Source organism: Streptomyces sp. NBC_00370, assembly GCF_036084755.1.
GTDB lineage: Bacteria > Actinomycetota > Actinomycetes > Streptomycetales > Streptomycetaceae > Streptomyces.
This window is the reverse complement of record NZ_CP107968.1, coordinates 8235500-8261571: the sequence shown is the minus strand read 5'-3', so window position 1 is coordinate 8261571 and position 26072 is coordinate 8235500. Positions and strand designations below refer to the sequence as shown.

Sequence of the window (26072 nt, the reverse complement as noted above, 5' to 3'; positions counted from 1 at the left end):
GGTTGACGGCTCTGTTCCGGGGTGAGTTACGTCGCTTGCAGCGTCGTCCACTTCTGCGCGTCGGTGCCGTTGCAGGTCCACAGCTGCAACTGGGTGTTGTCCACGGTCGACGAGTTGGGGTCGTCCAGGCAGCGGCCTGACTGCGGGTTGCGGTAGCCGCCGTCGTACAGCTGCCAGACCTGGGCTCCGGTGCCGTTGCAGTCGTGGAGCTGCACCAGGGTGCCGTCGGCCGTGCCGCCGTCCGCGGCGTCCACGCACTTGCCGTAGATGCGCAGGGTGCCGTCGGTGCGCCAGGTCCACCACTGTGCGTTGGTGTCGTTGCAGCCCCGCAGCTCGATGGGCGTGCCGTTGTCGGTCTTGGCATGCCCGTCGTTCAGGCACTTGCCGGCGATGCCGGAACGCACCACGCCGCTGGGGCCCGGGGTCCCGATCCAGCCGGCCGCGTCGGCGGACTCGATCGCCGCGTGGAAGGCGTCGGCCATCTTCTGGTAGCCGCCGTCGTCGGGGTGCAGCGGGTCCGCGAGGTCGGCGGACGTCAGCGCGCTCATGTCGACGTAACGGACGTGCTTGCCCGCCGCCTGCTCGGCCTGCGCGATTGCGGGCACCTGCTGGTTGAAGGCGGGCCGGTAGGGCTCCTCGACCGAGTTGGTCGACACGATCAGCGACGCGAGCAGTACGGTAACGCCCGGTACGTCGGCGGTGATCCGGTCGACCAAGGCGTGCAGCCGGTCCGGCGCGGTGGCCGGCTGGTAGTCCTGGTTGAGGTCGTTGGTGCCGATCATCAGGGTGACCACGTTGGGCCGGTAGATGCTCAGGGTCGAGTCGGCGATGCCGGCGATCTGGTCGATACGCCAGCCGCGGTGGCCCTCGTTGTCCGGGTCCTTCATGGTGCCGCTCTGGACACCACCGACGAAGTCCACGGTGTGGCCCTCGCCGGTGAGTTGGTCCCGCAGCGGGACGCGGTAGCCGTTGCCGTTGCTGCTGCCGACGCCCCAGGTGATCGAGTCTCCCAGCGGCATCAGCCGGAGGGCGGCAGGGGCGGCGGCCGCGGCGGGCATGTCTTTCGAGGCGGGCGCCGGGGGTGCCAGGGACGCGGCCCCGGCCGCGGGGACGAACCCGCCGAACGCCCCGAGGATCAAGGCAGCAGCTGCCGCGGCCACCGTGACACGTCTTCTCATGTCCGAACTCGCCTTCTCTGCTTGCCGGTTCGGTTGGTCAGGGAGCGATGGTGACGACCGCCGCATTGCCGGCCGCCGGCGCGGTGACGGTGACCGTGAAGAGCTTGGTCGACGTGTTGTAGGCGACGGCGCCCACGCTGCCGCTGGTCGCGGTGGCGGTCGGCTTTCGAGGCGCGTAGCCGTGCAGGGTCACCGGTCCCTCGCCCGGAGCGAAGGCGACCGTGGTGTGTACGCTCCCGTCGTCGCTCAGATGCTCGACACGCTTGTCGCCGTGCGAGACGAACTTCCCCGCGTCACCGAGGAAGGCGATGCCGGAGGTGCCCACCGGTGCGACGACCCAGTACGTGCCTGTGGTGACGGTCGCGCTCACGCTGCCGCCCTGGGCGACCAGTTTGCCGGTGCCGGCGAAGTAGTCGTAGGCGTAGGCCGGTCCGGTCAGGCCCAGTGAGGCGAGGCTGACGGAGACGGCCTGTGACGGCTCCGTGGGTACGGTGCCCCGGCTGACGCCGAGCCAGTCGATGTTGCCTGCGCTCGACCCGGTGGCGGTCGCCCGTACGGTGTTGGCGCCCTTGACCAGTGTGACGGTCAGCCCCTGGACGTCCCACTTCGTCCACGAACCGGTCGGGGCGAACGCCGCTGTGCGGGAAGCGCCGTTGACGGCTATCGCGAGCGGACGGTCGGTGGCGCCGCCGTTGGCGTAGCGGAACATCAGCGTGTACGTGCCGGCGGCGGCAGCCTGCACCGTCCACTGCACGTAGTCCTGATCGGTGTTCTGGTAGTCGGCGTAGCCGCTGCCGGTGTACCCGGAGTTCTCCGTGGCGACGATCGGCCCGGAGAGGGTCGCGCTCTCCGCCTGGTAGGTCTGCTCGGGCGGGGTGGACTGCCGCGCGTAGGCGAAGACGTAGCGGTAGTTCAGCCCTACGTGCGCGACGCGCGTGGTGGCCACCATGGCCGGCAGCTTCCCGTCCGCTTCGCCGACGTATGTCGCGTCGGTGGGCACGATCGGCACGTCGGGCTTGACAATGACCCCGTCCGGGCGCGCCACCTGGCGCAGGTTGGCGGCGTTCAGCTTGCCCAGCGCGTCACCGACGCCGACCGGTCCCGCCGACAGGTTCGCCAGCAGCAGGTTGTTGGTCTCCGCGCTCATGAACACGTCGACCCACGGCCACACTCCGAGCGAGCCGGCGAACTGCGAGTCGTAGAGGAACGCGTCCCACTTCGACCGCTCGAAGCGGTCGTCGCTGACTCTGATGGTCGTCAGATTGGGGTAGAGCGTGCTCTGCAGGTAGTCGCGCGGCAGCGCCATGCAGTACTGCAGGTCCATGCCGCCGTTCGCGGCCTGGTGGGCCATGTTGTCGAAGAACGCGTCGGCGTCGGTGAGGTTGTCGCCGGGTTTGGCGTTGTTGCAGAGCCAGTCCTGCTCGTAGACGGCGACTCCTCCGTCACGCAGGTACTCCATGACGCTCTGCCAGAACTTCGGGTCGATGACGACGTCGTTCGAGAACTGGTACTGACCGTGGTACGGGCTCGACTTGTCCATCCACCGGCCGTGGACGACGAGCGGCTTCCCCAACTCCCGCTGAAACGCGGAGAGTCCGTCCGGGAACAGCTCCTTGTCCGCCTCGTACCTGTAGGTGCCGTCCGGCAGGTCGTCCCAGATGTTGTCGGGGCCTTTGGGGTACCACCAGCTGTCGAGCTGCAGGTAGCCCATCGGGATCTTCTGGGACTCCCACTCGTCACGAACGGCCAGCAGCGTGCCGGTGTATCCCTTGGACTGGTCGTACTTGTAGTAGTAGTCGGCGCCGTTGTCGGTCCAGTAGCCCAGGGTGTTGAGGATCGGACCCGTGTCGTTCGCCGGCAGTGTCTTGCCCGCGAGCGTGGTCAGCGCGGCACCCCAGGCGTGATACGCGGCGCCGATGCCGGCCTTGGTCGACAGGATCGTCTGCCGGGTGTAGCCGGCCGGCAGACTGCCGATCGAGCTGAGTACGCCGGCGGCGATCGAGCCGTCCGAGGCCTGGGTGGTCCGGGCCTCCTGGAAGTGGTTGGCCGCGGAGAGTACGAAGGTGTTGCCCTTGGCGTCGAAGAACACCCATGGGCTGTCCGCCGCGGCCGAGAAGGTGTTGAACTGGAACTTCCCGAAGCACTCGTGGTGGCTCAGCCGGTGCGGGAGCGCGGGGTAGCCGGTGATCGTGGGGAACGGCTTGGCATTGGCCGCGGCCTTGACGTACGTGTCGGTGAAGACGACGGCCGAAGCGCTGTTGTAGACGCGGATGCCGCCCTTGCGCGCGCCCGACTGGAAGGTGAACGTGGTCTCGGAGTAGGTGCCCAGCGCGTCCGTCCCCGAGCGGGTGGCGACACCGGTCGCCGGTCCGACCGAACCGCTGAAGGTCCAGCCCAGCTCACTCGCGGTCACCTGCCAGGCGCCCGACGCACTTACCGTTCCCTTCAGAACGGTCGGCGAGACCGTGCCTGCGCTCGCCCGGGCCACCGCACCTGCGAGGGGCAGGGTCAGGGCGGCGGACCCGACACCGGCGACCTTGATGAAATCGCGACGATTCAATCCAGTCATAAACGTGCTCCTCGTCTCGTGGCGGTCATTGCGGGGCAGCGCAATTCAGCTGAGCGTGGATACCGCGCGCTGCGAACTCGACGTATCGGGGCGGTAGTTGAGTGCGTCCGGTGCGGGGAATGACGCTTAGTGTGCGGGCGTGTCAGTTTTGAGGTCAAGACTCAAGACGAAGAAACAGTTACCAACATGAGTTCACTCATGTGGACACTCGGCAGCGGGTTGGACATCCTCCCCGGTGAGAGAGGTCGTCACACGCCAAGTGCGTTCGTTCTCCAGATCGCTGTTTATATATGCGATCGGCGATCGACACGCTCCAGGAGACGTCAGGTGGCGCGGCCGCCCAGTCCGGCGAGTGCGGCGTCGATGATCGGCTGCCGGTACTCCGGGGTGCCGGGGATCTTCGCGATGGCCACCACGAGGTCGAGGATCCGACCGAGGTCGAGGTCGTCGGCGATCTGGTGCGCGTCCTGGGCGGCGGAGAACAGCGGCTGGCCGGCCGCGAGCAGCCGGCCCCGACTGTCGAAGACGGGATCGGTCCTGTCGGTGTGCTCAAGCAGCCCGAGAACGACCGGTCGCTTGGTGGTGACGTACTGGAAGAACCGGCGCAGCCAGGTCGTGAGCCGCTCCCCCGGACTGTCACCCTCGACCGTCGCCGCGGCGGCGCAGACCTCGTCGACCTCGTCGACGAGCAGCGCCTCCAGGAGTTCGTGGCGGGTCGCGAAGTTGCGGTACAGGGTTGCCGGGCCCACCCCGGACCTCCGGGCGATCTCGGCCATGGACGTCTCGGCCCCGGTGGCGGCGAACGCGGTACGTGCCGCTTCGAGGATCCGCCGCCGGTTGCGCGCCGCGTCAGCCCTTTTGGAGGGCGGATGGTCAGTCATTCAAGCGTCCTTGCATAAGTGGACAGGGTCTCCGTATGGTGATACGGACACCCTCTCCGTTTCCACCGGAGACTCTATCGAATCTGTTCAAGGATCCGCCATGACCACAGCGAACACCCCCGGGCCGACGGCGACGACCGGCCCGTCACGTCCCGTTCACCGCCGGCTGGTGCTGGCGATCTGCTGTCTCAGCGTGTGCGTGACCGGCATCGACCTCACCATCGTCAACGTGGCACTCCCGTCCATAGGCAAGGACCTGCACGCCTCGGACAGCAGCCTGCAGTGGACGGTCGACGCCTACTCCCTGGTCATGGCCTGTCTGCTCCTGCTGTCCGGCTCGATGGCCGACCGCTTCGGCCGCAAGCGGATCTTCCAGCTCGGGCTGTCGCTGTTCTCCCTCGGCTCCCTCCTGTGCGGTCTGGCGCCCACCGTCGGGTGGCTGATCGTCTTCCGCGGCATGCAAGCGGTCGGCGGCTCGATGCTCAACCCGGTCGCGATGTCGATCATCGTCAGCGTCTTCACCGACCGCCGGGAACGGGCACGAGCGGTCGGCGTGTGGGGATCGGCGATCGGGACCACCATCGCGGCCGGTCCCGTGCTCGGCGGCCTGCTGGTCAGCGGCATCGACTGGCGATCGGTGTTCTGGGTCAACGCCCCGATCGGGATCGCCGCCATCCTGCTCACCCAGAAATTCGTCCCCGAGTCCAAGGCCGCGCGGGCCCGCGCGTTCGACCCGCCCGGCCAGGCACTGATCATCGTCCTGTTCGCGTCGATCATCGCCGCGACGATCGAGGGCCCCCGCTACGGATGGACGGATCCCCGGATCGTCGGGCTGTTCGTACTCGCCGTCCTGGCCCTCGCCGGGATACTCGTCGTCGAGCCCCGACGCGCCGAGCCACTGATCGACCTGCGGTTCTTCCGCAGCCCTCCGTTCTCCGCCGCGAACACGATCTCCGTCGTGATGTCGGCCGCCCTCGGCGGATTCCTGTTCCTCAACACCCTCTATCTCCAGGACCAGCGCCACTTCAGCCCCCTGCACGCCGGGCTGATGATCATCCCGCTGGCCGTGGGCCAGGCCGTCGCCGCCCATCTCTCCGGGCGGCTTCTCGCCTCCCAGGGCGCCCGCCTCCCCCTCACGCTGGGCGGCGCGCTGCTCGCCGTCGGCGGCTTCCTTCTCGTCCCCCTGACCGCGCACACCGAGAGCGTCTACCTGCTGGCCGCCTACGCCGTATTCGGCCTCGGCGCGGGCCTGATCACCCCGCCGATCACCAACACCGCCATCTCCGGACTGCCGGCCGACCAGGTCGGTGTCGCCGGCGCGCTCGCCGCCAGCGCCCGCCAGTTCGGCATCTCCATCGGCGTCGCCGTCACCGGCTCGATCGTGGCCGGCACCGGCGCCGACTTCATCCACTCGAGCCGCACAGCCTGGGCCGTCCTCGGAGGCTGCGGACTCGTCGCGCTCGCGCTCGGCGCCCTCTCCACCAGCAGCTGGGCCAAGGCTGCCGCAGCCCGCAACGGCCAACGCCTCGCCACCGCGCCGATGCCCGAATCTCAGAGCCGCCGTGTGGCGAGCTGATTCGCAGGCCCCGTCGGAAGCGAGTTCTGCTTGGGGCGGACGTCGGGGAACGTCACTCCGGTGAGGTCTTCGGAGACGGCCCACAGCCGCTGCTGGACGGCCACCTCGTACGAATCCGGGCTGGAGGTGACCAGCCGGGGGTGACCCTTGATCTCGTTGCGGCCGCCGGGACCGTAGTACTGACCGCCGAGCGTGGCGGGGTCGGTGGCCGCGCGCAGGGTCGGCAGCGCGCCCATCGCTGGTGTCTGGGTGATCAGCGGTGCGAGCCAGGTGAGCGGAATCCGGAGGGCCGCAGGGGAGTTGCGGGCGAGCTCGGTGCTGGACAGGCCGGGGTGCGCGGCCACCGCGACGGTGGTGCCGTGCGCGGCGAGCCGGCGCTGCAGCTCGTACGTGAACATCAGGTTGGCCAGCTTGGACTGACCGTAGGCGGCGGCCCGGCCGTACGTGCGCTCCCACTGCAGGTCGTCGAAGTGGATCGCGGCCCGGATGCGGTGACCGGTGCTGCTGACCGTCACCACACGCGAGCCGGGCACCGGCAGCATCAGGTCCAGCAGCAGCCCGGTGAGCGCGAAGTGGCCGAGGTGGTTGGTGCCGAACTGCATCTCGAAGCCGTCCCGGGTGGTCTGCTTCGGGGTGTACATCACGCCCGCGTTGTTGATCAGCAGGTCGATCCGGCCGAGCCGGGACCGCAGCGCCGCCGCCGCGGTCCGGACGGAGTCGAGCGAGGTCAGGTCCAGCGCCTGCACGCTCACGTCGCCGGTCATACGGGCCGCTGCCTGCTCGCCCTTCTCGACGTTGCGCACCGCGAGCACCACGGACGCCCCGCGCCCGGCGAGCGCCTTGGCGGTCTCGTACCCCAGTCCGGTGTTGGCGCCCGTCACCACGGCCACCCGCCCGCGCTGGTCCGGAATGTTCGCCGTCGTCCACTTCTCGCCCATGTCGGACTCCCGTCCAAATAACGTACCGAAGGTATCTTGTGCCGACAACGTTAAAGTACTCCCGGTACGTTGTCAACGTACCGCAGGTACTTAAGTTAGGCTGGTGAGCGTGACTTTCCAGCGGGCGCGGACCGAAGAGCAGCGGGAGATCCGCCGACGGGCGATCCTCGACATGGCGTCGGCGATGCTCGATGAGATGCCCGTGGCCGCGGTCACCCTGAACGAGCTCAGCCGCCGGGTAGGGCTGGCGAAGCCGAACGTGCTGCGCTACTTCGAGTCGCGCGAGGCCGTGCTGCTGGAACTGCTGGACCGCTTCCTGCAGGAGTGGCTGACGGAGCTGGCAGCCGAGTTGACCGACGGCGTCGACGAGAATCACCCCATGGCCGAGCGAGCGACAGCGGTGGCCGAGATCCTCAGCCGCTCACTCTCCGGCCGATTGGCGCTGTGCGAACTCTTCGGCGCGCAGGGCAGCGTCCTGGAACACAACGTCTCCGTCGAGGTCGTGGCGCGCTACAAGCGCGCCTCTCTGGACCGCCTGACCGCGATGACCGCGCTGATCCAGAAGTACCTGCCGGAACTGGGCGAGAACGCGACACTGTTCAGCCTGCAAACCATGGTCATGGCCGGCGCGCTGTCGGCGTACAGCACACCGCCACCCAGCTTGCAGGCGGCCTACCAGGCCGAACCCGACCTGGCCCGGTTCCACTTGGAGCTGAAGGACTACTTGAGGCAGGCCCTGACCGCGACTCTCCTGGGCGTGCTCCCCCGGCGCTGACGCACGTCGCACCGGGCAGGCCGGGCACCGGACGTCCGCTACGTTCCGCCGCTACGCGGAGGCCGCCCGCGGTGGCGTCGTTCCGTCGTCGCCGGGGTCGGTCGTACCGGTCTTCGTCTGCTCGCGCACCTGCGGCTGGCCCTGTCCCTGTTGGCCGTGCGCGGTGGCGAGTGGGCCCAGGTGCCGCGCCGCACTGTCCAGCAGTCCGAGGTCGGCCTTGGTGTGTGCGATGGCGGCGTCGATCAGAACGGCGACCAGGGGCTCGGCTGAATGGGCCCGCCGTTGCCGTGCCAGGCCCGCGAGTTCGGACAGGTACGTCTGCCGCTGCGCCTCGATCAGCCCGTCGAGCACCTGAGGGCCCAGGGCGACAGCGCCGAGGAGCTTCAGGAACAGCTCGTCGCGGAAGCCGCCGACGCGTACCCAGGGCGTGGTGGCCCAGGCGCGCAACTCCGTCTCGCCGGCCTCGGTGAGCGTGTAGAGGTTCTTGTCGGGCCGGTCCGCCTGCGTGATCTGCGAGCGCGAGACATAGCCGTCACGGACCAGCCGTTCGAGGATCTGGTAGAGGTGACCGATGTTGAGCCCACCCCACTGAGGGCCGATGGTTTCCTCGAACCGGGCCTTGAGTTCGTATCCGTGGTTAGGCCGCTGGGTCAACAGGGCGAGCACGGCGTGGTGGAGCGGCATATACCTCCCTTCTGCATTGTGACAACATACCCCTGCATTGTCGCAATGTATTGAACTGAAGCGAGGCTCTGTCCATGGCTGTGAGCGTGACGTTGCGTGGAGTGACACGCAAGTATCCGGGGTTGACCGCTCTGGATGCGGTCGATCTTGAGATCAGGGCCGGAGAGGTGGTGATGCTGACCGGACCCTCCGGCGCGGGCAAGTCCACCGTGCTGCATGTGACCGGCGGCATGGACAAGCCCGACCAAGGGCATGTCGAGGTCGACGGGACGACGTTGGTGCCGAAGAACCTGGACGCGCACCGGCGCCGGGTCGGCTTCGTGTTCCAGCGCTTCCACCTGCTGCCGGCACTGACCGCGCTGGACAACGTGCTGGCTCCGGTCCTGCCGCGCAAGGTCGACTTCGACCGGCGGGAACGCGCCACGGAACTGCTCGAAGCGGTCGGTCTGAGCGAGCGTTCCGACGCGCTGCCCGCGCAGTTGTCGGGTGGTCAGCAGCAACGTGTAGCACTCGCACGCGCGTTGATCAACCGGCCGGGGCTCCTGCTCGCCGACGAACCGACCGGCAACCTCGACAGTGTCATCGGTCGGGAGATCATCGACCTTTTGATGTCGCTCCGGGAGAGGTACGGGATGACGATGCTGATCGCCACCCACGACGCGGAGGTCGCCGCGGGCGGCGACCGGGTGATACGTCTGCACGATGGCAAAATCGTCTCGGACCAGCAGATCACGCCCTCCGCCGACGTACTGACCCGGCTCGGGGGTCTGCGGCCGTGATAGCGATGATCGTTGAACAGCTCCGGCGGCGGCGCGGCCGCGCGCTGGCCCTGGCCACCGGAATCCTGGTGGCGGCGACGAGCTTCACGCTGCTGACCGCGACGGTCAGCACGAGCAAAGCGACCACCGTGGGCACCGTGCGGAAGAACGCCCGGTCGGCGTACGACGTCCTGGTGCGTCCACCGGCCTCGCAGACCGATGTGGAGCGGCAGAACGGGTCGGTCGCGCCGAACTTCCTGTCGGGGACGTTCGGCGGCATCACCATGGACCAGTACCGGCGCATCCGCGGCATGTCCGGGGTGCAGGTGGCCGCGCCGGTCGCCAACATCGGCTACCTGATGGTGTCCAGCTCCGTCACCGTGGACGTGTCCCGCTTCCTGGACAGCGACGCGACCCGGCAGATCCTCCGTATCAGCCCGACCATCACCGCGGGGCTGGGCAGCTACCGCGCCGCCGACCAGTACGTCTATCTCACCCGCGAGCCTCTGAGGTCGGCATCGACCCCCGACCACCTCTTCGGGTCCAAGACCCTGGAGAAGGGCACGGTCACCAAGGACACCGGACGGTACCGGCTCGACGACAAATACGACGTCTGCTACTACTTCAACCGGGACAAGACCGAGAAGACCGAGTTCAATTCCGAACTGCCGATGAAGCCGAACCTGATCGGCGAAGACCTCACCGGGAAGTCCCCCTTCGACCCGAAGTTGAAGTCGCGGCTGAACTGCCAGTCCGGGCAGGGCAAGGCAACCGCCGACATCTGGACCGGTTACCCCGTGCTGCTGTCCGCCATCGACCCGGCGGCCGAGGAGCAACTCGTCGGCCTGGGCGACACGGTCACCTCGGGCCGGATGCTCACCGGCAAGGACAAGCCCTGGGTGGCGGCCCCCTCAAAAAGCGTCTACGGACAGCACGACCGCTACATCCCGGCGATGCTCAGCAGCAAACCGCTGACCTCGGGAACGCTCAGTGCCACCGTCGAGCGCCTCGACGTGGGCGACCCGGCCGAGCTCCCCTCCGCACTGGGCAACCCCACCGCGGCGAGATTCGTCCAAGGTCTGCACGGTACGCAGGTCGGCCGGGTCGGCGCCGACCTGGACCCCGGATACGAAAGAGCGTTGACCGACGCCTCGTTCGACACCGGTGCGTACTGGACGGTGGGTCCCGTCACCTACCGCCCCGCGCCGCGCGGCGCACTCGCCGCACAGCCGCAGCCCGCGCAGAAGCCCGGCCTCTGGCTGTCCACGGACCAACAGCCGCTCCTCTACGTCCCCGAGGAGAACCAGGGCACGCAATACCGGAAAGTGACCGCCCACCCCGCCACGGACTGCATCGGCACCGGCTACTGCCAAGGGCCCGACTCCGGGCGGCTGCCCAATCCCTTCGTCCAGCTGGTCGGCCGCTACGACACCGACAAGCTGCCCGGCTTCTCCCCCCTCTCCGACGCCCCCTTGGAGACCTACCAGCCGCCGCAGGTCACCGGCGCTGACAGTGCCACCCGCGCGGCGCTCGGCGACAAGCCGCTGCGGCCCGACCGCAACCTGGGCGGCTACGTCAGTCCCCCGCCCACCATGCTGACGACGATGGACTCCATCTCCGCACTCACCCACAGCCGCCGGGCCCCGGGCATCCAGGACAAGGCACCGGTCAGCGCCGTCCGGATCCGGGTGGCCGGTGTGACCGGCGTCGACGCCGCGTCCCGCGCACGGGTGAACGCCGTGGCCGGCCGGATCCGGGCCGCCTACCCGCGACTTCAGGTCGACGTCACCGTGGGCAGTTCGCAAGTGCCGCAGACGGTGGCGCTGACGGCCTCGGCGCGAGTGAAGGAGCCGTGGGTCGCCAAGGGCGTGGCCCTGCGCATCCTCAAGGCCGTGGACACGAAGAGCGCGCTGCTCTTCGTGCTGGTCCTCGTCGTGTGCGCCCTCTTCCTCGGCCAGGCGGCACTGGCCTCGGTACGCTCACGCCGCACCGAGATCGGCACATTGCGCTGTCTGGGGTGGAGCGGCGGGGAGGTACTGCGCCTGGTGCTCGGCGAGTTGGCGGTCATCGGGCTGGCCGCCGGGGCCGCGGGCGCCGTACTCGCCTACGTGCTGGGCAGCATGCTGGGACAGCCCGAGGCAGGGGTGAAGTCACTCCTCGTACTGCCGGTGGCGCTGCTCCTGGCCCTGGCGGCGGGCCTCGTCCCCGCCTGGCTCGCCACCCGGCTGGGGCCGATGGAAGCCGTACGGCCCCCGGTGACGGCGGTTCGAAGCGCCCGTCCCGTACGTTCGGTGGCCGGACTGGCCATGCTCAACCTGCTGCGGGTACGGGGCCGGACCCTGCTCGGGGCCGCCGGGCTCGCGCTGGGGGTGGCTGCCTTCACCGTACTGCTCGCCCTGACCCTGGCCTTCCAGGGCGAAGTTGCGGGATCGCTGCTCGGCAACGCCGTGGTGGCACAGGCGCGTGAGGCCGACTACCTCAGCGTCGCCCTGTCGCTGCTGCTGGGAGCCGCAGGAGCCATCGACGTCCTGGTCATCTCGCAACGCGAGCGCGCCGCCGACCTCGCCGTGCTGCGGGCAACCGGCTGGACCAACCGCGAACTGGCGAGGCTGACCCTCTACGAGGGCATCGGACTGGCCTTGCTGGGTGGCCTGTCCGGTGCGGTGGCCGGCCTCGTCGCGGTGGTGTCACTCGGGCAGGGCGTCCTGCACGGACACCTCCTCGCGATAACCGGTGCCGCGCTGCTGGCCACCCTGGCCGCGACCGCCCTGGTGAGCGCGGCCCTGACGGTACCGATCCGCGGACTGTCCCGTATCGCTCCGGCCCACCTGCTCGCCGCCGAATGACGACGGGCGGCGGCCCGGGACACCCTCGCGGGTCCCGGGCCGCCGCGTCCGCGACACGTCAGTGCGCCTGCCGATCGCATGATCACGCGCACGCCGTCGATCGACGACCGGCTCCTTCTTTGGGCGGCCGCCACCTTCGGCGTACCCGGCCCGTGGCACCGGTGTGCCGTAGAGCATGGCGAACCTGGACCGTTCGCGAACGGCCCAGGCGCGCGCCGCGAGTACCGCCACCTCAAGCCGCTTGCGGTACGACAGGCCCGAGGCCGCCGCGAGGGCCGCGTCGACCTCGTCGGCGAGTTCGTTGTACGCATCGACGATCAGCAGCGTGATGAGCGCTTCGCGGTCCTTGACGTAGCGGTAGAGCGCCGACGGGACGACGCCGACGTCGCGGGCCACGGCCCGTAGGGACAGGTCGGCCGGACGTACCGTCGCCAGGTGCTCGCGTCCCACCCGCACGATGTCACGCATCATCTGCTCGCGTGCTGCCTGCCGTGGAGTGAAGGGTTGGCCGGGACGTCCCGGCCAACCCTTCGGACCCAGTAACCCGACAGCTCACAACGCGTTCGCCGGGGCGTCGGCGCGCTTGATGACCCGCCACGACTCCCAGCAGCGGCAGACGACGTACGCGAAGATCGTGAGCGCCGCGACCGAGGTGTCGGTGATCGAGGGCTGCATGCCCTCGGTGGTGTCCAGGATGGTGAAGGCGAGCACCGTTGCCGCGACCTTGTGGAAGATCACCATTTCCCAGATCGCCGGAACCTGACGCGGCCGGTAGGCGAGCGCCCTGCCCGCACGGATGCCCCCTTGAGTCGAATCCTCAGGATGTGCCGTCGAAGACGACGTCCTTCGTCTCCACCGCTCCGGCCGTGCGCCCCGGCGCCGTCTGGTACGTCCAGTACAGGTTCGTGTGCGCGATGACCTGGTCAGGCGGCGGCGCTCCCCACGCCGTCTTGTCGCCCGCCGTGTGGGCGTCGCTGACCAGCGTCGCGTCGTACCCCCTGGCGAACGCGCCGTGGAGCGTCGAGCGGATGCACGCGTCGGTCTCCGCACCGACGACGACGAGCCGGCCGGCGCCGAGCCCCGACAGTACGGTCTCCAGGGTGGTGTCCTCGAAGGAGTCGCCGTAACTCTTCTCGACGAGCGGCTCGGCGTCCTCCGGGGTGAGCTCCGGGACGATCCGCCACCCGTCACTCCCCCGCGCGAGCCCCTCGTCGGAGTGCTGGACCCAGATCACGGGCACCGCTTCCCGCCGCGCACGCTCGACCAGGCCGGCTACGTTCGCGACGACCTCGTCGCGCCGGTACGCCCCTGCGACGACGTCCTTCTGCACGTCGACGACCAGGAGCACGGTGTTCGGCCGTTTCTTCAAAGTGGTCATGATCTACCTCTTTTCGGGCGGGGCTCGTACGTCTACGCACGGTAGCCCCACCCACTGACAGTGGGCCGGACCGACCGCCGGCCCCCCGGCTCGCGCGGGCTCGCACGGGCTCGCGGGGGCTCGCGGGGGCTCGCGGGGAGGTGATCCCTCGATGAGCGGCTACCCGAAGAACGCGGTGAGTTCCCGCACGATGTCGTCGGGGCGTTCCTCGGCGAGGTAGTGCCCCGCCCCCTTCAGCTCGACGTACCGCACGTCCGTCGCCAGCCCGTCCAGCTGCGCGCGCAGGAGCTCGTAGTACTTGCCCCCGATTCCGAGCACAGGCATGGTCAGTGCCGGGTAGCCCTCAAGATCGGCGATGTCCTGCTGGAAGGTCTGGTACCAGCCTTTCCCAGCGCGGATCGCGTCCGGCGTGTTGTAGGCGGCGGCGTAGACGGCTCTCGCCCTCTCACTGAAGGCCGTGGGGTCGCCGCCCTGGAAGTCGATCAACCAGTCGACCAGCAACCGGAATCGCCCCTGGAGGAGCTGCTCGGGCAACTGGTCGAGCACGTTGAACGCGAACCACCATGGAGCCGGCTGACCCGGCTGGGGCAGCATGCGTATGTCGTTGAACACCTGCGTGGGATGCCCGGCCTCCCAGAGCGCGACCTTGCGGGTCGCTTCGGGGTGGTTCGCTGCGAAGCTGTGCGCCACCATCGACCCGATGTCCTCGCCTGCGATGTACGCCTGGCGGTGGCCGAGGGAGCGAAGCAGTTCGTAGATGTCCCTGGCCATGCTCTTCTTGTCGTACCCGCCGACGGGTTTGTCGGAGTCGCCCATGCCGCGCAGGTCCGGGGCGATGACTCGGTAGTGCCGCGCGAGTCGCGGCATGACCTTGTGGAACTGGTACCAGGTACGCGGCCACCCGGGGAGCAGGACGAGGGGGGCGCCCTGACCTCCAGTCACGTAGTGCAGCCGCGTGCCGTTGACGCTGGCGAAGCGGCTCGTAAAACCGTCCAGTGTCGGCGCCTTCGGCTTCCCGCTCGTCGAGGCGGCGGCAGCGGTGTCAACCGGCAGCCCGAGCAGGCTCGCTGCGGCGGCACCGGCGGTGACGCCCAGCACGCTGCGCCTGCTGGGGCGGCGTGAGGGCGCGGGGTCGCCGGGCTTCTCGTGTGCCATGTGCGTAAGTCCTTTTCCTTGACGGTGTTTTGCCGTGTCCGATTGCCGTGGAGTGGCGACGCGAAGGTGGCTGTTTCGCCGTCACCCCCGCACACCCCTCCATCGCTTCTGCACCGATCGGTACGGATCGAGACGAGAGGACTGTAGCATTTCCGAACCGATCGATACCGAACGTGTCGAGGTCGCGCCGCAGGCGACCGTGGCACGATTCGAGAGGTGGACCAACTCACCTACTCAGCCGCATGGCTGACGCGTTGCGGTACAACCACCGGAGGGGCGCATTGAGCCAGTACTACGAACTAGGGGACGACACCCTATGGAACCCGTCCAACGGTGCCTCCCGGCTGTTCATGAGCCAGGTGAGCGTCTATCAAGCAGAACTGGGTCTGCCCTCCGGCATTGGCCCGATGCAGGCTGACGAGTGCCAGATCGATCCCCTCGTGTTCGAACCATTCGTCGACGCCCTGCTCGCGTGGCGCCGGACAACGAGCCACGCCGTGACGGCTGCGCTGTCCGAGGGATTCATTGCCACGGTGCTGGTCTTGGCGGAAAGGGCAGGCATCGAGGTGAACTGGCAGCCGCCCGGCTCCGCCGAGGTAGGCGGCCTCAAGGAGGTTCAGGTCCCGGCGGCCTCGGCCTCCCCTGAGGAGGCTTGGATAGCGGCCCTCAAACAGAAGTCGCGCGAGCTGGGCCATTCCATGACGGCGTAAGCCTGCGCTGCCTGGCCCGGGTCTCCGCGTGCTGACGACAGCCACCAGCCGGTTCGGCTCGCCTGGGATACTTCCGTCCTGTGACGTCTTCAGGAATTGCTCGGCAGATCCATACGGCTTCTCACCTCACGGGTGACTTCGTCCTCCGCTCCGGCCGTAGAACCTCGGAGTACTTCGACAAGTACCGCTTCGAGAGCGACCCCGTGCTCCTTGACTCCATCGCCGGGGCGATGGCCCCGCTCGTACCGAAGGCCACGGAAGTACTGGCCGGCCTTGAGATGGGCGGCATCCCGGTGGTCACCGCGCTCGGCCGGCACACCGGACTTCCTGTCGCCTTCGTCCGCAAGCAGGCCAAGACGTACGGAACGTGCCGCCTGGCTGAAGGCGCGGACATCACCGGGCGGCGAGTGCTGGTCGTGGAAGACGTGGTCACCAGCGGCGGTCAAATTGTGCTGTCCACCGCCGACTTGCGCGCTCTGGGCGCCGACGTTCGCGAGGCCCTCTGCGTCATCGACCGCCAGCAGGGCGGAGCCGAGGCGCTTGCGGGGGAACGTATCCAACTGTTGTCGCTGCTCACCGCCGAAGACCTCAGAACTGCCGCCTGAGGCGCAGCGAAAAGGCGTGAGCGACACACCGTTCTGGCGCTGCCGGAGTCGGCAGCCATGTGTCGGCGCGGATGTGGCTCAAGTATGTGGAAATATGGGGTTCATGGATGCGATCTCCTCCGTCGAACTGGCTGCGCAGCGTCAGCGCAGCGCTGAGGCTGCCGTGGACGCGGCCCGTGCCGATGTAGAACTTGAGGCTGTGGCCGCGGTCCGCGAAGGGGAACCGGTCGAGGAGGTTGCCGAGGTTTCGGGCATCGATTCCACCGAGCTGGAGCATCTGGACAAGGTCGCGGGGAACATTCCGCCAGGCTGACCGACCCGGTGGGCGCGTGCTCGTCGCCTCAGCGTGCCGGTAGCCGGTCCATCGCCGCCTGGCTGGCGTCGTCGGCCGCGCGGCAGATCATCAGCCGTTGGTCGGGGTTCTGAAGTGGCATGAGCACTTCGAAGTGGACCGCGATCTCGCCTGCCTCGGGATGCCGTACCACCTTGTGTCCACGGCCGTTGGTCGTGATGTCCCGCTCGGCCCACAAGGTGGCGAACAGCTCGTTGTGCGTGATGCATTCGGTGATGAGTTCGTTCAGCACCTGGTCTTCCGGATGCGCGGCCCACGCGGCGCGCAAGTGTGCGATTCCCTCGCGTGCGACCCGTTCCCGGTCGACGTAGTACTCGCGTATCTCCGGATGGATCAGACAGAGCCACATCGCGTTGCGCTGCTGGGGCGGCAAGGCGTCGAAATCGATCAGCAGCCCCGCCATTGCGGGATTCCAGGCCAGGATGTCGAACCGGTGGTTCATCAGCATGGCCGGCAGCGGCGACAGGTCGGCGACCAGCCGGGCCAGCGGCGGCGCCGCCGTGGTGGGCGGCTTGGCGGGGACGCGGGGCCGCTGCTGCGTGAGGTCGTACAGGTAGGTGCGTTCGTCGGGGGCCAGGCGCAGGGCGCGGGACAGGGCTTCGACCACGTCGGCGGAGGGCCGCAACGGGCGGGCCTGCTCCAGCCGTACGAGGTAGTCGATGCTGATCCCGGCCAGTTCGGCGACCTCTTCGCGGCGTAGGCCCGGGGTACGGCGGCCCTGGCGCCGCTCGGGCAGACCGACCTCATGGGGGTCGAGGCGCTCGCGCCGGGTGCGCAGGAACGCGGCCAGCTCCCGGGTCGGGTCCACCGTGTGGGTCGTCATGTGCTGTCCAACAGGCCGGGTAGGAGTGGTGTTCCCAGGAACCTTCTTCCCTTCCCCCGCGCCGGCGGCGGTCGCAGGCTGGTGGTCCACGCAAGATCACGGACACTGGAGAACACGATGTCGCTGACTCTCGACACCTACCGGCTGCTGGGCCGCTCAGGACTGCGGGTCTCACCGCTGGCGCTGGGCGCGGCGACGTTCGGCACCGAGTGGGGCTGGGGCGCCGAGCGCGACGAGGCGCGCAAGCTGTTCGACCGCTACACCGAGCTCGGCGGCAACTTCTTCGACACCGCCAGCACGTACACCAACGGCAGCTCCGAGCGGCTGCTGGGCGAGTTCGCCCGTACCAACCGCGACGCGCTGGTGCTGGCGACGAAGTACTCGACGCTGCGCAGCCCCGGTGACCCCAACTCCGGGGGCACGCACCGCAAGAGCATGCTGGCGTCGGTGGAAGCCAGTCTGCGGCAGCTGAACACGGACTACATCGACCTGCTCTACCTGAACGTATGGGACTTCAGGACGCCGGTGGAGGAGATCCTGCGCGGTCTGGACGACCTGGTGCGGCAGGGCAAGGTGCTGTACGTGGCGATCTCCAGCGCCCCGGCCTGGCAGGTCGCGCGCATGCAGACGATCGCCGAGCTGCGTGGATGGTCGCCGCTGGTCGCACTGGAGATCGAGTACAGCCTGATCGAGCGTACGGGGGAACGTGACCTGATCCCCATGGCGCGCGAGATGGGACTGGGCGTGGTCCCCTTCTCGCCGCTGGGCGGCGGGGTGCTCTCCGGCAAGTACAGCCGGGACGATCTGAAACCGGCGGGCCCCGTTGCCGGCGAGACCGCCGGCAGCCGCAAGGCCCTCAACGCCGCGCTCGGAATGGTCACCGAACGCACCCTGGCCATCGCCGACGTGGTGCAGGAGGTGGCCCTGGAACTGGGCCGCACGCCCGCCCAGGTCGCACTGGCCTGGTCCCTGAACGCCCCTGGCGTGACGGCACCGATCATCGGCGCCCGCACCGTCACACAACTGGAGGACAACCTGGGTGCTCTGCAGGTCGACCTCACTTCGTCCCAGCTGACCCGCCTCGACGAGGCCAGCGCCGTCGACCTCGGCATTCCGCACGGCCTGCTCGCGAGCGACCATATCCGCACGGTCACGACGGGCGACATGAAGATCGAAAGCCGCCGCTGATCAGCTGGGCTCTTCGGTGGCGTGGGAGTTGGTGAGTGTGAGCGCACCGCCTGCCGCGATGAGGCCGACGACGACCGCCAGCACGGCGTAGGTGATCCGCTCGCCGTGGAAGAACGACGCCACCAGGGTGTGGCTCCAGGTGCCTGCCGGCAGCTGGGTGGTGACCAGCGCGGCGATCAGGGTGCCGACCACCGCGGTGCCGATGCTGCTTCCGACCTCCTGGGCGGTGTCGTTGAGCGCGGTGCCGATGGACGTACGGTTGCCCGGCATCGCGTCGACGAGTGCGATGGCGCAGATGGTCATGACGGTGCGCAGCCCGACGGTCATCACGACCATGCAGGCCGCGATGACGGCGTACCCGTGGTCGACGCCCCAGGACAGGCCGGCCAGTGAGCCGGCCAGGCAGGCCGCGCCGACCAGGCAGGCGACGCGGTGGCCGAACCTTGCCGCGAGCCATTCGGAGACCGGGGTCGCGGCGATCATGGTCACGATGAGCGGCAGGTTCGCCAGCCCGGCCCGTACGGGGCTCCAGCCGTAGGCGTACTGGAAGTGCAGGATCAATCCGAACATCACGGCCGCCATCGCGATGGCGGTGCCGATCTGCGCGATGGCGGCGCCGCGCACGATGCCGCTGGAGAAGAGGCGCAGGTCAAGCATGGGAGATGCGCTGCGGCGCTCGTGCCACACGAAGGCGATCCCCGCGACGACCGCACCGAGGACCGATGCGACGGTGGCCGCGGAGAGCCAGCCGTGCTCGACGCCGCTGGTCAGCGAGTAGCAGGCGAGGCCGATGGTGGTGACGCTCAGCCCCGCACCCGGCAGGTCGAGCTTGTCGCTGGTGAGGTCCTGCGGCCGGTCGGCCGGGACGCCGAGGCGGACGCCGATGGCCGCGATCAGCGCGATCGGGGCGTTGACGAGCAGGAGCCACTGCCACCGGACGTGGGCCAGGGCGGTGCCGCCCAGCAGCGGGCCGAGGACGAAGCCGGACATGCCGACGATGATCATCAAGGTCATCGCGCGCATCCGCAGCGCCTTGTCGTCGAACAGCCGGAAGACCAGCGAATTGGTGATCGGGGCCATCGCCGCAGCGGCGATGCCGAGGCCGGCCCGCAGGGTGATCAGCTCCCCTGCCGTGGTGACGGCGACGACGGCCAGGCTCAGCAGGCCGAACACCGCGAGGCCGACCAGCAGCACGCGCCTGCGGCCCAGCCGGTCGGCCATCGATCCGGCGGTCAGCAGCAGGCCGCCGAACGTCAGGGAGTACGCGCCGGTCACCCACTGCAGCGCGGTCGTGCTGCTGTCGAGGTCCCGGCCGATCGTGGGCAGCGCGATCGAGAGCAGTGTGTTGTCGACCATCTCGACGAAGAAGGCCAGGCAGAGCGCGGCCAGTGGAATCCATGCCGCGCGCAGGGACGGATAGGTACGCGATGCGGCGGGCGCGCTAGCGGTCGTGGTCATGGCGGGCCTCCTTTCGGGACGTCGTCGAGTATCGAACGACGTTCGACCATAGAACGAGGTTCGATAATTGCGCAAGCTGTGATTGGATGGGCACCATGACAGGCCCGCGACCACGCCCCGCCGACCGTCCCTCCCGAGGGCGGCAACGTGCCTCGCACTCGATCGAGGCCGTTCTCACCGCGGCCGTGGCCCTCCTCGACGAGGCGGGCGAGTCTGCGTTGACTCTCCGCGCCCTCGCGACCCGGCTCGGCACCGGCGTCGGCAGCATCTACTGGTACGTCTCAAGCAAGGACGACCTGCTCGACCGCGCCATCGACCACGTGCTCGGCGGGGTGCTGACCGCCGTCGAAGGGCAGACCGGCAGCAGCGACCCGATCGACGACCTGCGCGTGATGGCCGTCACGCTGTTCGACGCGATCGTGGACCGACCGTGGCTGGGTGCGCACTTCATGCGCGACATCGACGTCCCGGGCAACTCGTTGCGCCTGTACGAGAAGCTGGGGCAGCAGACGCTCCGACTCGACCTCACGCCACGGCAGCGGTTCCACGCCGTGTCGGCGATCGTGGGTGTTGTGGTCGCCAACGCCGCCGACATGGGACAGGAGCCGCCCGAGGAGGTGCTCGACGGTCTCGTCAACCGCGACGAATTCCTCGGGCGCTACGCCGAGACGTGGCGCACACTCGACGCCGAGAAGTTCCCGTTCCTGCACGACATCGTCGACCAGTTCGACGGGCACGACGACAAGGAACAGTTCCTGGCCGGGCTGGAGCTGACCCTGGCGGGCCTCCGCCTGCAGACCGGAACCTGATCGCGTCGCGCCGGCTACGGGAAGTCCCGCGCCGACGAGCCGTGGGCGGAGCTTGCGGCTTGGCGGACCCGGTCTCACCTGGGCCCGCCACGCCGGTGACCCAGCGCCCACGCGCCCTGCGAACGCTTCACGGCCCTGAGGATCGGCCCGTCGTCTAGCCCGGCACAACCCAGAATTGGTCGCGGAACTGCCCGCAGGAGGTCTGCACCACGGGCGCGTTGTCGGCCGTCCCTCGGACGACCAGGCACTTGTAGCTGTTGGCGTTCGCTATCTGTGCGGTGCCCGGGGGGTCCACAGTGAGGATCCAGTACTGATCGATGTAGTTCGCACACGTGATCTGAACCGCTTGGGCGCCTTCGGCGGTCCCTCTGACGAGGAGACACTTGTTGCTGTTCAAATTGCGAATGCGAACCCGACCTTCGCCATCGACAGGTTCGGTCCGCCACAACTGGTCGGCGTACTGCGAATCGCAGGTGATCTGCACCACGGGCGCGTTGTCGGCCGTCCCTCGGACGAGCAGGCACTTGCTGCTGTTGGCGTTCCTGATTCCGGGCAGGGCCAGCGGCCGAGGGGCGTTGCCCGTGACGCGTTCGGCCTGTGAACTGCCCCGAGTCACCAGGCGGGTCGGATAGGCGGACGCGGAGCCGGAGGCCGCGGCTGCCAAACCGACTGTGAGCGCAAGCGCCAACGCCGCTGATGCCGTTTTGCGGTGCGAGAACTGCATAGTTCCTCCAGTGCCTGGCCCGCGTCACCCGCTTCCCGGGCGGCTCTCCCCACTGATGATGCCTGAGTTGGAACAATGCGGTGAGAGATTCAGTCTCAGCCGAAAAACGCAGGTCACACGCGCGAAGAGGCGACAGCTACTGGCACTGGCACCGGCCCCTGCTGCACGGGCGGCCACCTCTCCCGGGACACAGGCGCGTCATGTTCGAGGGAGTGCCCGGCACCGCCGCCCCCGGACTACCTGGTCTTCCTCCGTCTCGATCTGCCGTGGCCCTGACAGGACGCCGACACATGGACATCCTTCTGTGAACGTGCTGTCATGCCAACTGCATGATTTCTAACGATAGAAGAGATCGTGCCGCCACGGATCTCCTCGGTCCCGGCGGTCGCTGTCCGGTGCGGCGTGGACGCGTCGTACCGGCCGGTCCGAGAGCGGAGTTGCCCATGAGACGCCCTTCCATACGGCGCCGGCCCCGAACCCTGCGGCGGCAGATCGGGCTTGCCGCCGTGCTGAGCACCGCCGCAGCCGTGACGCTCGCCGGTGGCGGCACCGCCACGGCAGGCGGAACCCACAGCGCCAACCACCGCATCCCTACCGTCACATCGGGCGATGCCCGCTTCCAGATCCTCTCGCCGACACTCGTCCGTACCGAGTACGCGGGCGACCGGAAGTTCACCGACGACGCGACGTTCAACGCGATCGGCCGTGCCGGTTTCGCTCCGGCCGCCTACACCGCCAAGACCTCCGGTGGCTGGCTGACCATCAGGACCAGCGCGCTGACCCTGCGTTACCGTGTCGGTTCCGGACAGTTCGACGCGCGGAATCTCACCGTGCGGCAGGACGCCGGCAAGTCCCCGGTGACCGCCACCCCCTGGCAGCACCTCACGTGCACGCCCGGGACGTTGTGCGAAGCCGAGAGTCTCCTGCTCAACGGCGCGTCCGTGGGCGCGGATCACCAGGGTCACACGGGTGCGGGCTTCGCTGCGGGATTCGAGAGCACCGGCAGCTCGGCAGCGGCTGACATCGATGTCAAAACCGCCGGCACCTACGAGTTCGACCTTCGGTACGCCAACTCCGTCGGCGGCGACGGCCAGAACACGACCCGTACCCTGACGCTCGCTGTGGACGGCGGCCACCCCCAGACCATCAGCCTTCCGGCCACCGCGAATTGGGACACCTGGAAGCTCGCCACCGCGAGCGTCACGCTCGGCGCCGGCCACCACACGCTCAGCCTGACCCGGACCGCGGCGGACTCCGGCAACGTCAACGTCGACAGCCTCGCGCTCGTCCGTCCCGGCGCCGCGTATCCGTCGGCCTCCACGACCGCGATCGTCGACTGCCGCTACGGCGTGAGCTGCGAGGCCGAGGCCGGGCGGATCGGTGGCACGGCCGTCAGCGCGACCGACCACAAGGGGTACGCCGGCAACGGCTTCGTCGCCGAACTCACCCAGGGGTCGAGCCTCGGCACGCACCTGGTCGACGTGCCCGCCGACGGCGCCTACACGCTGCGCGTGCGCTACGCCAACGGCGCGGGCAGCGACGGGCTCCACCAGAGCCGCGATGCCTCCGTCACCGTCAACGGCACCACCAGCACCCTGTCGTTGCCCGCGACGAAGGACTGGGACGACTGGCAGACGGCGTCGGTCCCCGTCACCCTCAAGGCGGGATCCGACGACATCACCCTCGACTGCCCCGGCACGGCCAGTTGCCACGTCAACGCCGACACCCTCTCCGTGGCGGCCCCGAAGGAGCCCGCGCCCCTCCCCCACATCGCGCTCGGTGGGTACCGCCGGGGCCTGGACGGCGTGACCGGCAACGGCGACGCCCCCGTGACGACCCCCGGGCTGCTGAACGAGGACGGCTGGTACCTGCTCGACGACACCCCGTCGGCCCTGTACGACACCACGGCGCAGAAGGTCACGCCCCGCCCCGGTCACGGTGGCGACCCGTACCAGGACGGCTACGTCTTCGGCTACGGACACAACTACAAGCAAGCGCTCACCGACCTGGCCACCTTGACCGGGCCGCCGGCCCTGCTGCCTTCCTGGGCCTACGGCGTCTGGTACTCGGAGTACATCGACCGCACCGCCGCCGACTACGAGAAGACGATCGTGCCCGGCTTCCGGTCCGAAGGTGTGCCCCTGGACGTACTGGTCACGGACACGGACTACAAGGCCGTCAACGACTGGAGCGGCTGGGAGATCGACAAGACCAAGTTCCCCGACCCCAAGGGCTTCTTCGACTGGTCGGCGTCGCAGGGGCTGCACAACACACTCAATGTGCACCCCAGCATCCTGGCGTCCGATCCCCAGTTCGCCCAGGCGCAGGCCACGGCGAAGGGCAAGCTGCAGAAGGGCGGTTGCGCCGGGGGCGCCTCCGTCGAGGACAACTGCTACACGTTCGACTTCGGCGACGCCGACCAGCTCAAGGCGTACCTGGACCTGCACAGGACCATGGATCAGCAGGGCAACGACTTCTGGTGGCTGGACTGGTGCTGCGACGCTTCGCAGTCGTCGCAGCCGGGCGTGAGCCCCGACGCGTGGATCAACCAGCAGTACGCGACGGCCACCGCCAAGACGCTCGGCCGGGGCTTCGTCCTGTCCCGGGCGTACGGCTCGCTGCAGGCCGGCGGGTACAGCGGCCAGCAGGCGCTCCCGACCGGCCCGTGGGCGGACAAGCGCACCACCGTCCACTTCACCGGCGACACGTCCTCGACGTGGGGCACCCTGCAACTGGAGGTCGGCTACACGCCGGGTGAGTCGGCGGCGACCGGGATGGCGGCCATCACGCACGACATCGGCGGTCACAACGACACGACGGGGCTGACCGGTTCGGAGACGTACACCGACGGCGGGCAGAGCCGCACCACGCACAAGCTGCCCGACGACCTGTACGCCCGCTGGGTGCAGTTCGGCGCCTTCCAGCCGATCGACCGGCTGCACAGCAACCACAGCGACCGGCTGCCCTGGCAGTACGGCGACGCGGCGCGGAAGTCGGCCGACACGTTCCTCAATCTCCGCGAGAACCTGCTGCCGTACACCTACACGCTCGCCGCCGAGGCGAACCGGACCGGCGTGCCGATCGTCCGGCCCACCTACCTGGAGTATCCCGACGAGGCGCAGGCGTACGCCACGGCCGGCAGCGAGTACTTCTACGGCTCGAACGTCCTCGTGGCCCCCGTGACCACGCCCGGCGCATCCGCGACCACCTCGGTCTGGTTCCCGCCGGGCCGTTGGACGGACTACTTCACCGGCAAGACGTACACCGGCGGGACCACTCAGGACATCACCACCGGCCTCGACACGATGCCGGTCTTCGTCAAGGCGGGCGGCATCCTGCCGACGCGCACCCACAACGTCACCGACAACGACCGGAATCCGCTCACCGACGTCACACTGAGCGTCGCCACCGGCGCCGACGGCTCGTACAGCCTGTACGAGGACAACGGGGCGGGCCCGGGGAAGATCCGGAGCGCGACGACAACCGTCCGCTACCGGCAGAGCGGTGCGCGCGACACGGTGTCGATCGAACCGGTCAAGGGGTCCTTCACCGGTATGGTGAAGGAGCGGAGTTGGACGCTCGCGCTGATGGGGGCGCACGCTCCTACGAAGGTCACGGCGACCGGGGTACGGCTGTCAGCGCACGCGTACCACTGGGACAAGACCACCGGGATCCTGACCGTCACACTCCCCCGCCACAGCGTCCACGCCCCGATCACCGTCACCTACCAGTAGGAAGGCACCGCAGCCTCTGACACGAGGACCGGGCCGGCTGAGCGGGGTGCGTCGCCCCGCTCAGCGGAGCCCGTCGTCATGGGGCGAGGTCTCTTCCTCGACGGCCACCTTGAAGGTGTTGAGGAAGCCGCAGACCAGTTGGTAGAAGCCCACGGTGATGACGAAGTCGACGAGTTGATTGACCGTCAGGATCTCGGACAGGTCGTCGTACGGCGCCCCGTCAAGCGTGTGCCGGTCGAGCAGCCGGTCAGTGGCGACGAGAACGGCGGCTTCGGCGCGGGTGAGTTCCCCCGCCGAGGCCGCGTCGGCTGCGGCGGCGAGTGCCCTCTCGCTCACTCCGACGAGACGCGCGGCCCGCTCGTGGTGGTGCACCTCGTACGCCGCTCCGTACGCGTGACCGACCCGTACGATCGCGAGTTCACGCAGGTCGTCCGGCAGGGAATTGCTTCCCAGGATCGCATCGCTCAGTGCCAGCATGCCCGGTGCGAGGCCCGGCGAGTGCATGATCATCCGAAAGACGTTGAGCGAACCGTGATCCTGCACCGCCTCCCGCAGCTCCACCGGCAGTGCGGCGAGATCCGGATACTCCATCAGTCCCCGTCCGGGTAGCGCCAGTTGACGGTGGCGACGGCCGCAGGCGCGATGGCGTGCACCCGATCGCGTACGGACGTCTCGAAGTGCGGTCGCCACACAGCCATACGGGCGATGGCGATCGGGTGGTCGGTCTCACCGCTGATCCGGTGCCGGCCGTTCTCCACACTGCGCCCCACGCCGACCTCATGCTGCTCCAGGCGCTCCTCCTCGCGGAGGAAGGTGGTGAGCGCGTGCAGGACGGCAACGGTCTGCGCCTCGTCGGCGAGACCGTTCACCTCGAAGTCGAGCATGACGTTGACACTCATGCACCCATGCTATGCAATGCCGTGCCAGGTCA

23 protein-coding genes are annotated in these 26072 nt (G+C 68.8%); 10 read left to right on the top strand and 13 right to left on the bottom strand.

Annotated elements, in window-relative coordinates:
- Positions 1–26: 26 nt before the first annotated feature.
- The 3 genes from OHS57_RS36170 to OHS57_RS36160 all read right to left on the bottom strand — a co-directional run bounded on the left by OHS57_RS36170 (position 27) and on the right by OHS57_RS36160 (position 4628).
- Positions 27–1178, bottom strand: coding sequence for a ricin-type beta-trefoil lectin domain protein (locus OHS57_RS36170; protein WP_328584727.1), 1152 nt, complete (start codon positions 1176–1178; stop codon positions 27–29).
- Between the two features lie 37 nt (positions 1179–1215).
- The gene (locus OHS57_RS36165) at positions 1216–3747 is read right to left on the bottom strand and encodes a carbohydrate-binding protein (protein WP_328584726.1); all 2532 of its coding nucleotides are present in this window, start codon (positions 3745–3747) and stop codon (positions 1216–1218) included.
- Positions 3748–4070: 323 nt separating this feature from the next.
- Complete coding sequence (locus OHS57_RS36160) at positions 4071–4628, bottom strand: TetR/AcrR family transcriptional regulator (RefSeq protein WP_328584725.1); 558 nt, start codon at positions 4626–4628, stop codon at positions 4071–4073.
- A 100-nt stretch (positions 4629–4728) separates the two neighbouring features.
- Between OHS57_RS36160 and OHS57_RS36155 the strand changes: the two genes are divergently transcribed.
- Positions 4729–6204, top strand: a complete 1476-nt coding sequence (locus OHS57_RS36155) for an MFS transporter (protein WP_328584724.1) — start codon at positions 4729–4731, stop codon at positions 6202–6204.
- Here OHS57_RS36155 and OHS57_RS36150 read toward each other — a convergent pair.
- Positions 6180–7142 (bottom strand): SDR family NAD(P)-dependent oxidoreductase, encoded by a 963-nt coding sequence (locus OHS57_RS36150; RefSeq protein WP_328584723.1) that lies wholly within the window; start codon positions 7140–7142, stop codon positions 6180–6182. The two genes, OHS57_RS36155 and OHS57_RS36150, sit on opposite strands and share 25 nt — an antisense overlap.
- 109 nt (positions 7143–7251) lie before the next feature.
- Here OHS57_RS36150 and OHS57_RS36145 point away from each other — a divergent pair, with 109 nt between their 5' ends.
- The gene (locus OHS57_RS36145) at positions 7252–7917 is read left to right on the top strand and encodes a TetR/AcrR family transcriptional regulator (RefSeq protein WP_328585242.1); all 666 of its coding nucleotides are present in this window, start codon (positions 7252–7254) and stop codon (positions 7915–7917) included.
- Between the two features lie 51 nt (positions 7918–7968).
- On the opposite strand, the gene OHS57_RS36140 is transcribed toward OHS57_RS36145, so the two are convergent.
- Complete coding sequence (locus tag OHS57_RS36140; RefSeq protein ID WP_328584722.1) at positions 7969–8601, bottom strand: PadR family transcriptional regulator; 633 nt, start codon at positions 8599–8601, stop codon at positions 7969–7971.
- Between the two features lie 122 nt (positions 8602–8723).
- Here OHS57_RS36140 and OHS57_RS36135 point away from each other — a divergent pair, with 122 nt between their 5' ends.
- A complete protein-coding gene (locus OHS57_RS36135; protein ID WP_328584721.1) occupies positions 8724–9380 on the top strand; it encodes an ABC transporter ATP-binding protein in 657 nt (218 codons plus the stop codon).
- 5 nt (positions 9381–9385) lie between these two features.
- Positions 9386–12205, top strand: coding sequence for an FtsX-like permease family protein (locus OHS57_RS36130; RefSeq protein WP_328584720.1), 2820 nt, complete (start codon positions 9386–9388; stop codon positions 12203–12205).
- 552 nt (positions 12206–12757) lie between these two features.
- Here OHS57_RS36130 and OHS57_RS36125 read toward each other — a convergent pair.
- The 3 genes from OHS57_RS36125 to OHS57_RS36115 all read right to left on the bottom strand — a co-directional run bounded on the left by OHS57_RS36125 (position 12758) and on the right by OHS57_RS36115 (position 14738).
- Complete coding sequence (locus OHS57_RS36125) at positions 12758–12946, bottom strand: hypothetical protein (RefSeq protein WP_328584719.1); 189 nt, start codon at positions 12944–12946, stop codon at positions 12758–12760.
- A gap of 76 nt (positions 12947–13022) precedes the next feature.
- Positions 13023–13583 carry an isochorismatase family protein gene (locus tag OHS57_RS36120; protein ID WP_328584718.1) on the bottom strand — a complete coding sequence of 187 codons (561 nt, stop codon included), beginning with the start codon at positions 13581–13583 and terminating at the stop codon, positions 13023–13025.
- Between the two features lie 159 nt (positions 13584–13742).
- Positions 13743–14738 carry an alpha/beta fold hydrolase gene (locus OHS57_RS36115; protein WP_328584717.1) on the bottom strand — a complete coding sequence of 332 codons (996 nt, stop codon included), beginning with the start codon at positions 14736–14738 and terminating at the stop codon, positions 13743–13745.
- A 242-nt stretch (positions 14739–14980) separates the two neighbouring features.
- Here OHS57_RS36115 and OHS57_RS36110 point away from each other — a divergent pair, with 242 nt between their 5' ends.
- The 3 genes from OHS57_RS36110 to OHS57_RS36100 all read left to right on the top strand — a co-directional run bounded on the left by OHS57_RS36110 (position 14981) and on the right by OHS57_RS36100 (position 16366).
- A complete protein-coding gene (locus OHS57_RS36110) occupies positions 14981–15448 on the top strand; it encodes a DUF6086 family protein (protein WP_328584716.1) in 468 nt (155 codons plus the stop codon).
- Positions 15449–15528: 80 nt separating this feature from the next.
- The gene (pyrE, locus tag OHS57_RS36105; protein ID WP_328584715.1) at positions 15529–16053 is read left to right on the top strand and encodes an orotate phosphoribosyltransferase; all 525 of its coding nucleotides are present in this window, start codon (positions 15529–15531) and stop codon (positions 16051–16053) included.
- Positions 16054–16156: 103 nt separating this feature from the next.
- Positions 16157–16366 (top strand): hypothetical protein, encoded by a 210-nt coding sequence (locus OHS57_RS36100; protein ID WP_328584714.1) that lies wholly within the window; start codon positions 16157–16159, stop codon positions 16364–16366.
- Positions 16367–16394: 28 nt separating this feature from the next.
- Here OHS57_RS36100 and OHS57_RS36095 read toward each other — a convergent pair whose 3' ends face one another.
- The gene (locus OHS57_RS36095) at positions 16395–17228 is read right to left on the bottom strand and encodes a helix-turn-helix transcriptional regulator (protein ID WP_328584713.1); all 834 of its coding nucleotides are present in this window, start codon (positions 17226–17228) and stop codon (positions 16395–16397) included.
- A gap of 117 nt (positions 17229–17345) precedes the next feature.
- Here OHS57_RS36095 and OHS57_RS36090 point away from each other — a divergent pair, with 117 nt between their 5' ends.
- Entirely contained in the window at positions 17346–18416 is a 1071-nt protein-coding gene (locus tag OHS57_RS36090; protein WP_328584712.1) for an aldo/keto reductase, read from the top strand.
- Here OHS57_RS36090 and OHS57_RS36085 read toward each other — a convergent pair whose 3' ends face one another.
- On the bottom strand, positions 18417–19874 hold the full coding sequence (locus OHS57_RS36085; protein ID WP_328584711.1) for an MFS transporter: 1458 nt from the start codon (positions 19872–19874) through the stop codon (positions 18417–18419).
- Between the two features lie 161 nt (positions 19875–20035).
- Here OHS57_RS36085 and OHS57_RS36080 point away from each other — a divergent pair, with 161 nt between their 5' ends.
- On the top strand, positions 20036–20683 hold the full coding sequence (locus tag OHS57_RS36080; RefSeq protein ID WP_328585241.1) for a TetR/AcrR family transcriptional regulator: 648 nt from the start codon (positions 20036–20038) through the stop codon (positions 20681–20683).
- Positions 20684–20837: 154 nt separating this feature from the next.
- Here OHS57_RS36080 and OHS57_RS36075 read toward each other — a convergent pair whose 3' ends face one another.
- The gene (locus tag OHS57_RS36075) at positions 20838–21407 is read right to left on the bottom strand and encodes an RICIN domain-containing protein (protein ID WP_328584710.1); all 570 of its coding nucleotides are present in this window, start codon (positions 21405–21407) and stop codon (positions 20838–20840) included.
- 443 nt (positions 21408–21850) lie between these two features.
- On the opposite strand from OHS57_RS36075, the gene OHS57_RS36070 reads away from it, so the two are divergent.
- A complete protein-coding gene (locus tag OHS57_RS36070) occupies positions 21851–25141 on the top strand; it encodes a TIM-barrel domain-containing protein (RefSeq protein ID WP_443043025.1) in 3291 nt (1096 codons plus the stop codon).
- A 60-nt stretch (positions 25142–25201) separates the two neighbouring features.
- Here OHS57_RS36070 and OHS57_RS36065 read toward each other — a convergent pair whose 3' ends face one another.
- Positions 25202–25732 carry a carboxymuconolactone decarboxylase family protein gene (locus OHS57_RS36065; protein ID WP_328584709.1) on the bottom strand — a complete coding sequence of 177 codons (531 nt, stop codon included), beginning with the start codon at positions 25730–25732 and terminating at the stop codon, positions 25202–25204.
- The gene (locus tag OHS57_RS36060; protein WP_328584708.1) at positions 25732–26040 is read right to left on the bottom strand and encodes a hypothetical protein; all 309 of its coding nucleotides are present in this window, start codon (positions 26038–26040) and stop codon (positions 25732–25734) included. The genes OHS57_RS36065 and OHS57_RS36060 overlap by 1 nt, the downstream gene beginning before the upstream one ends.
- Between the last annotated feature and the right edge of the window lie 32 nt (positions 26041–26072).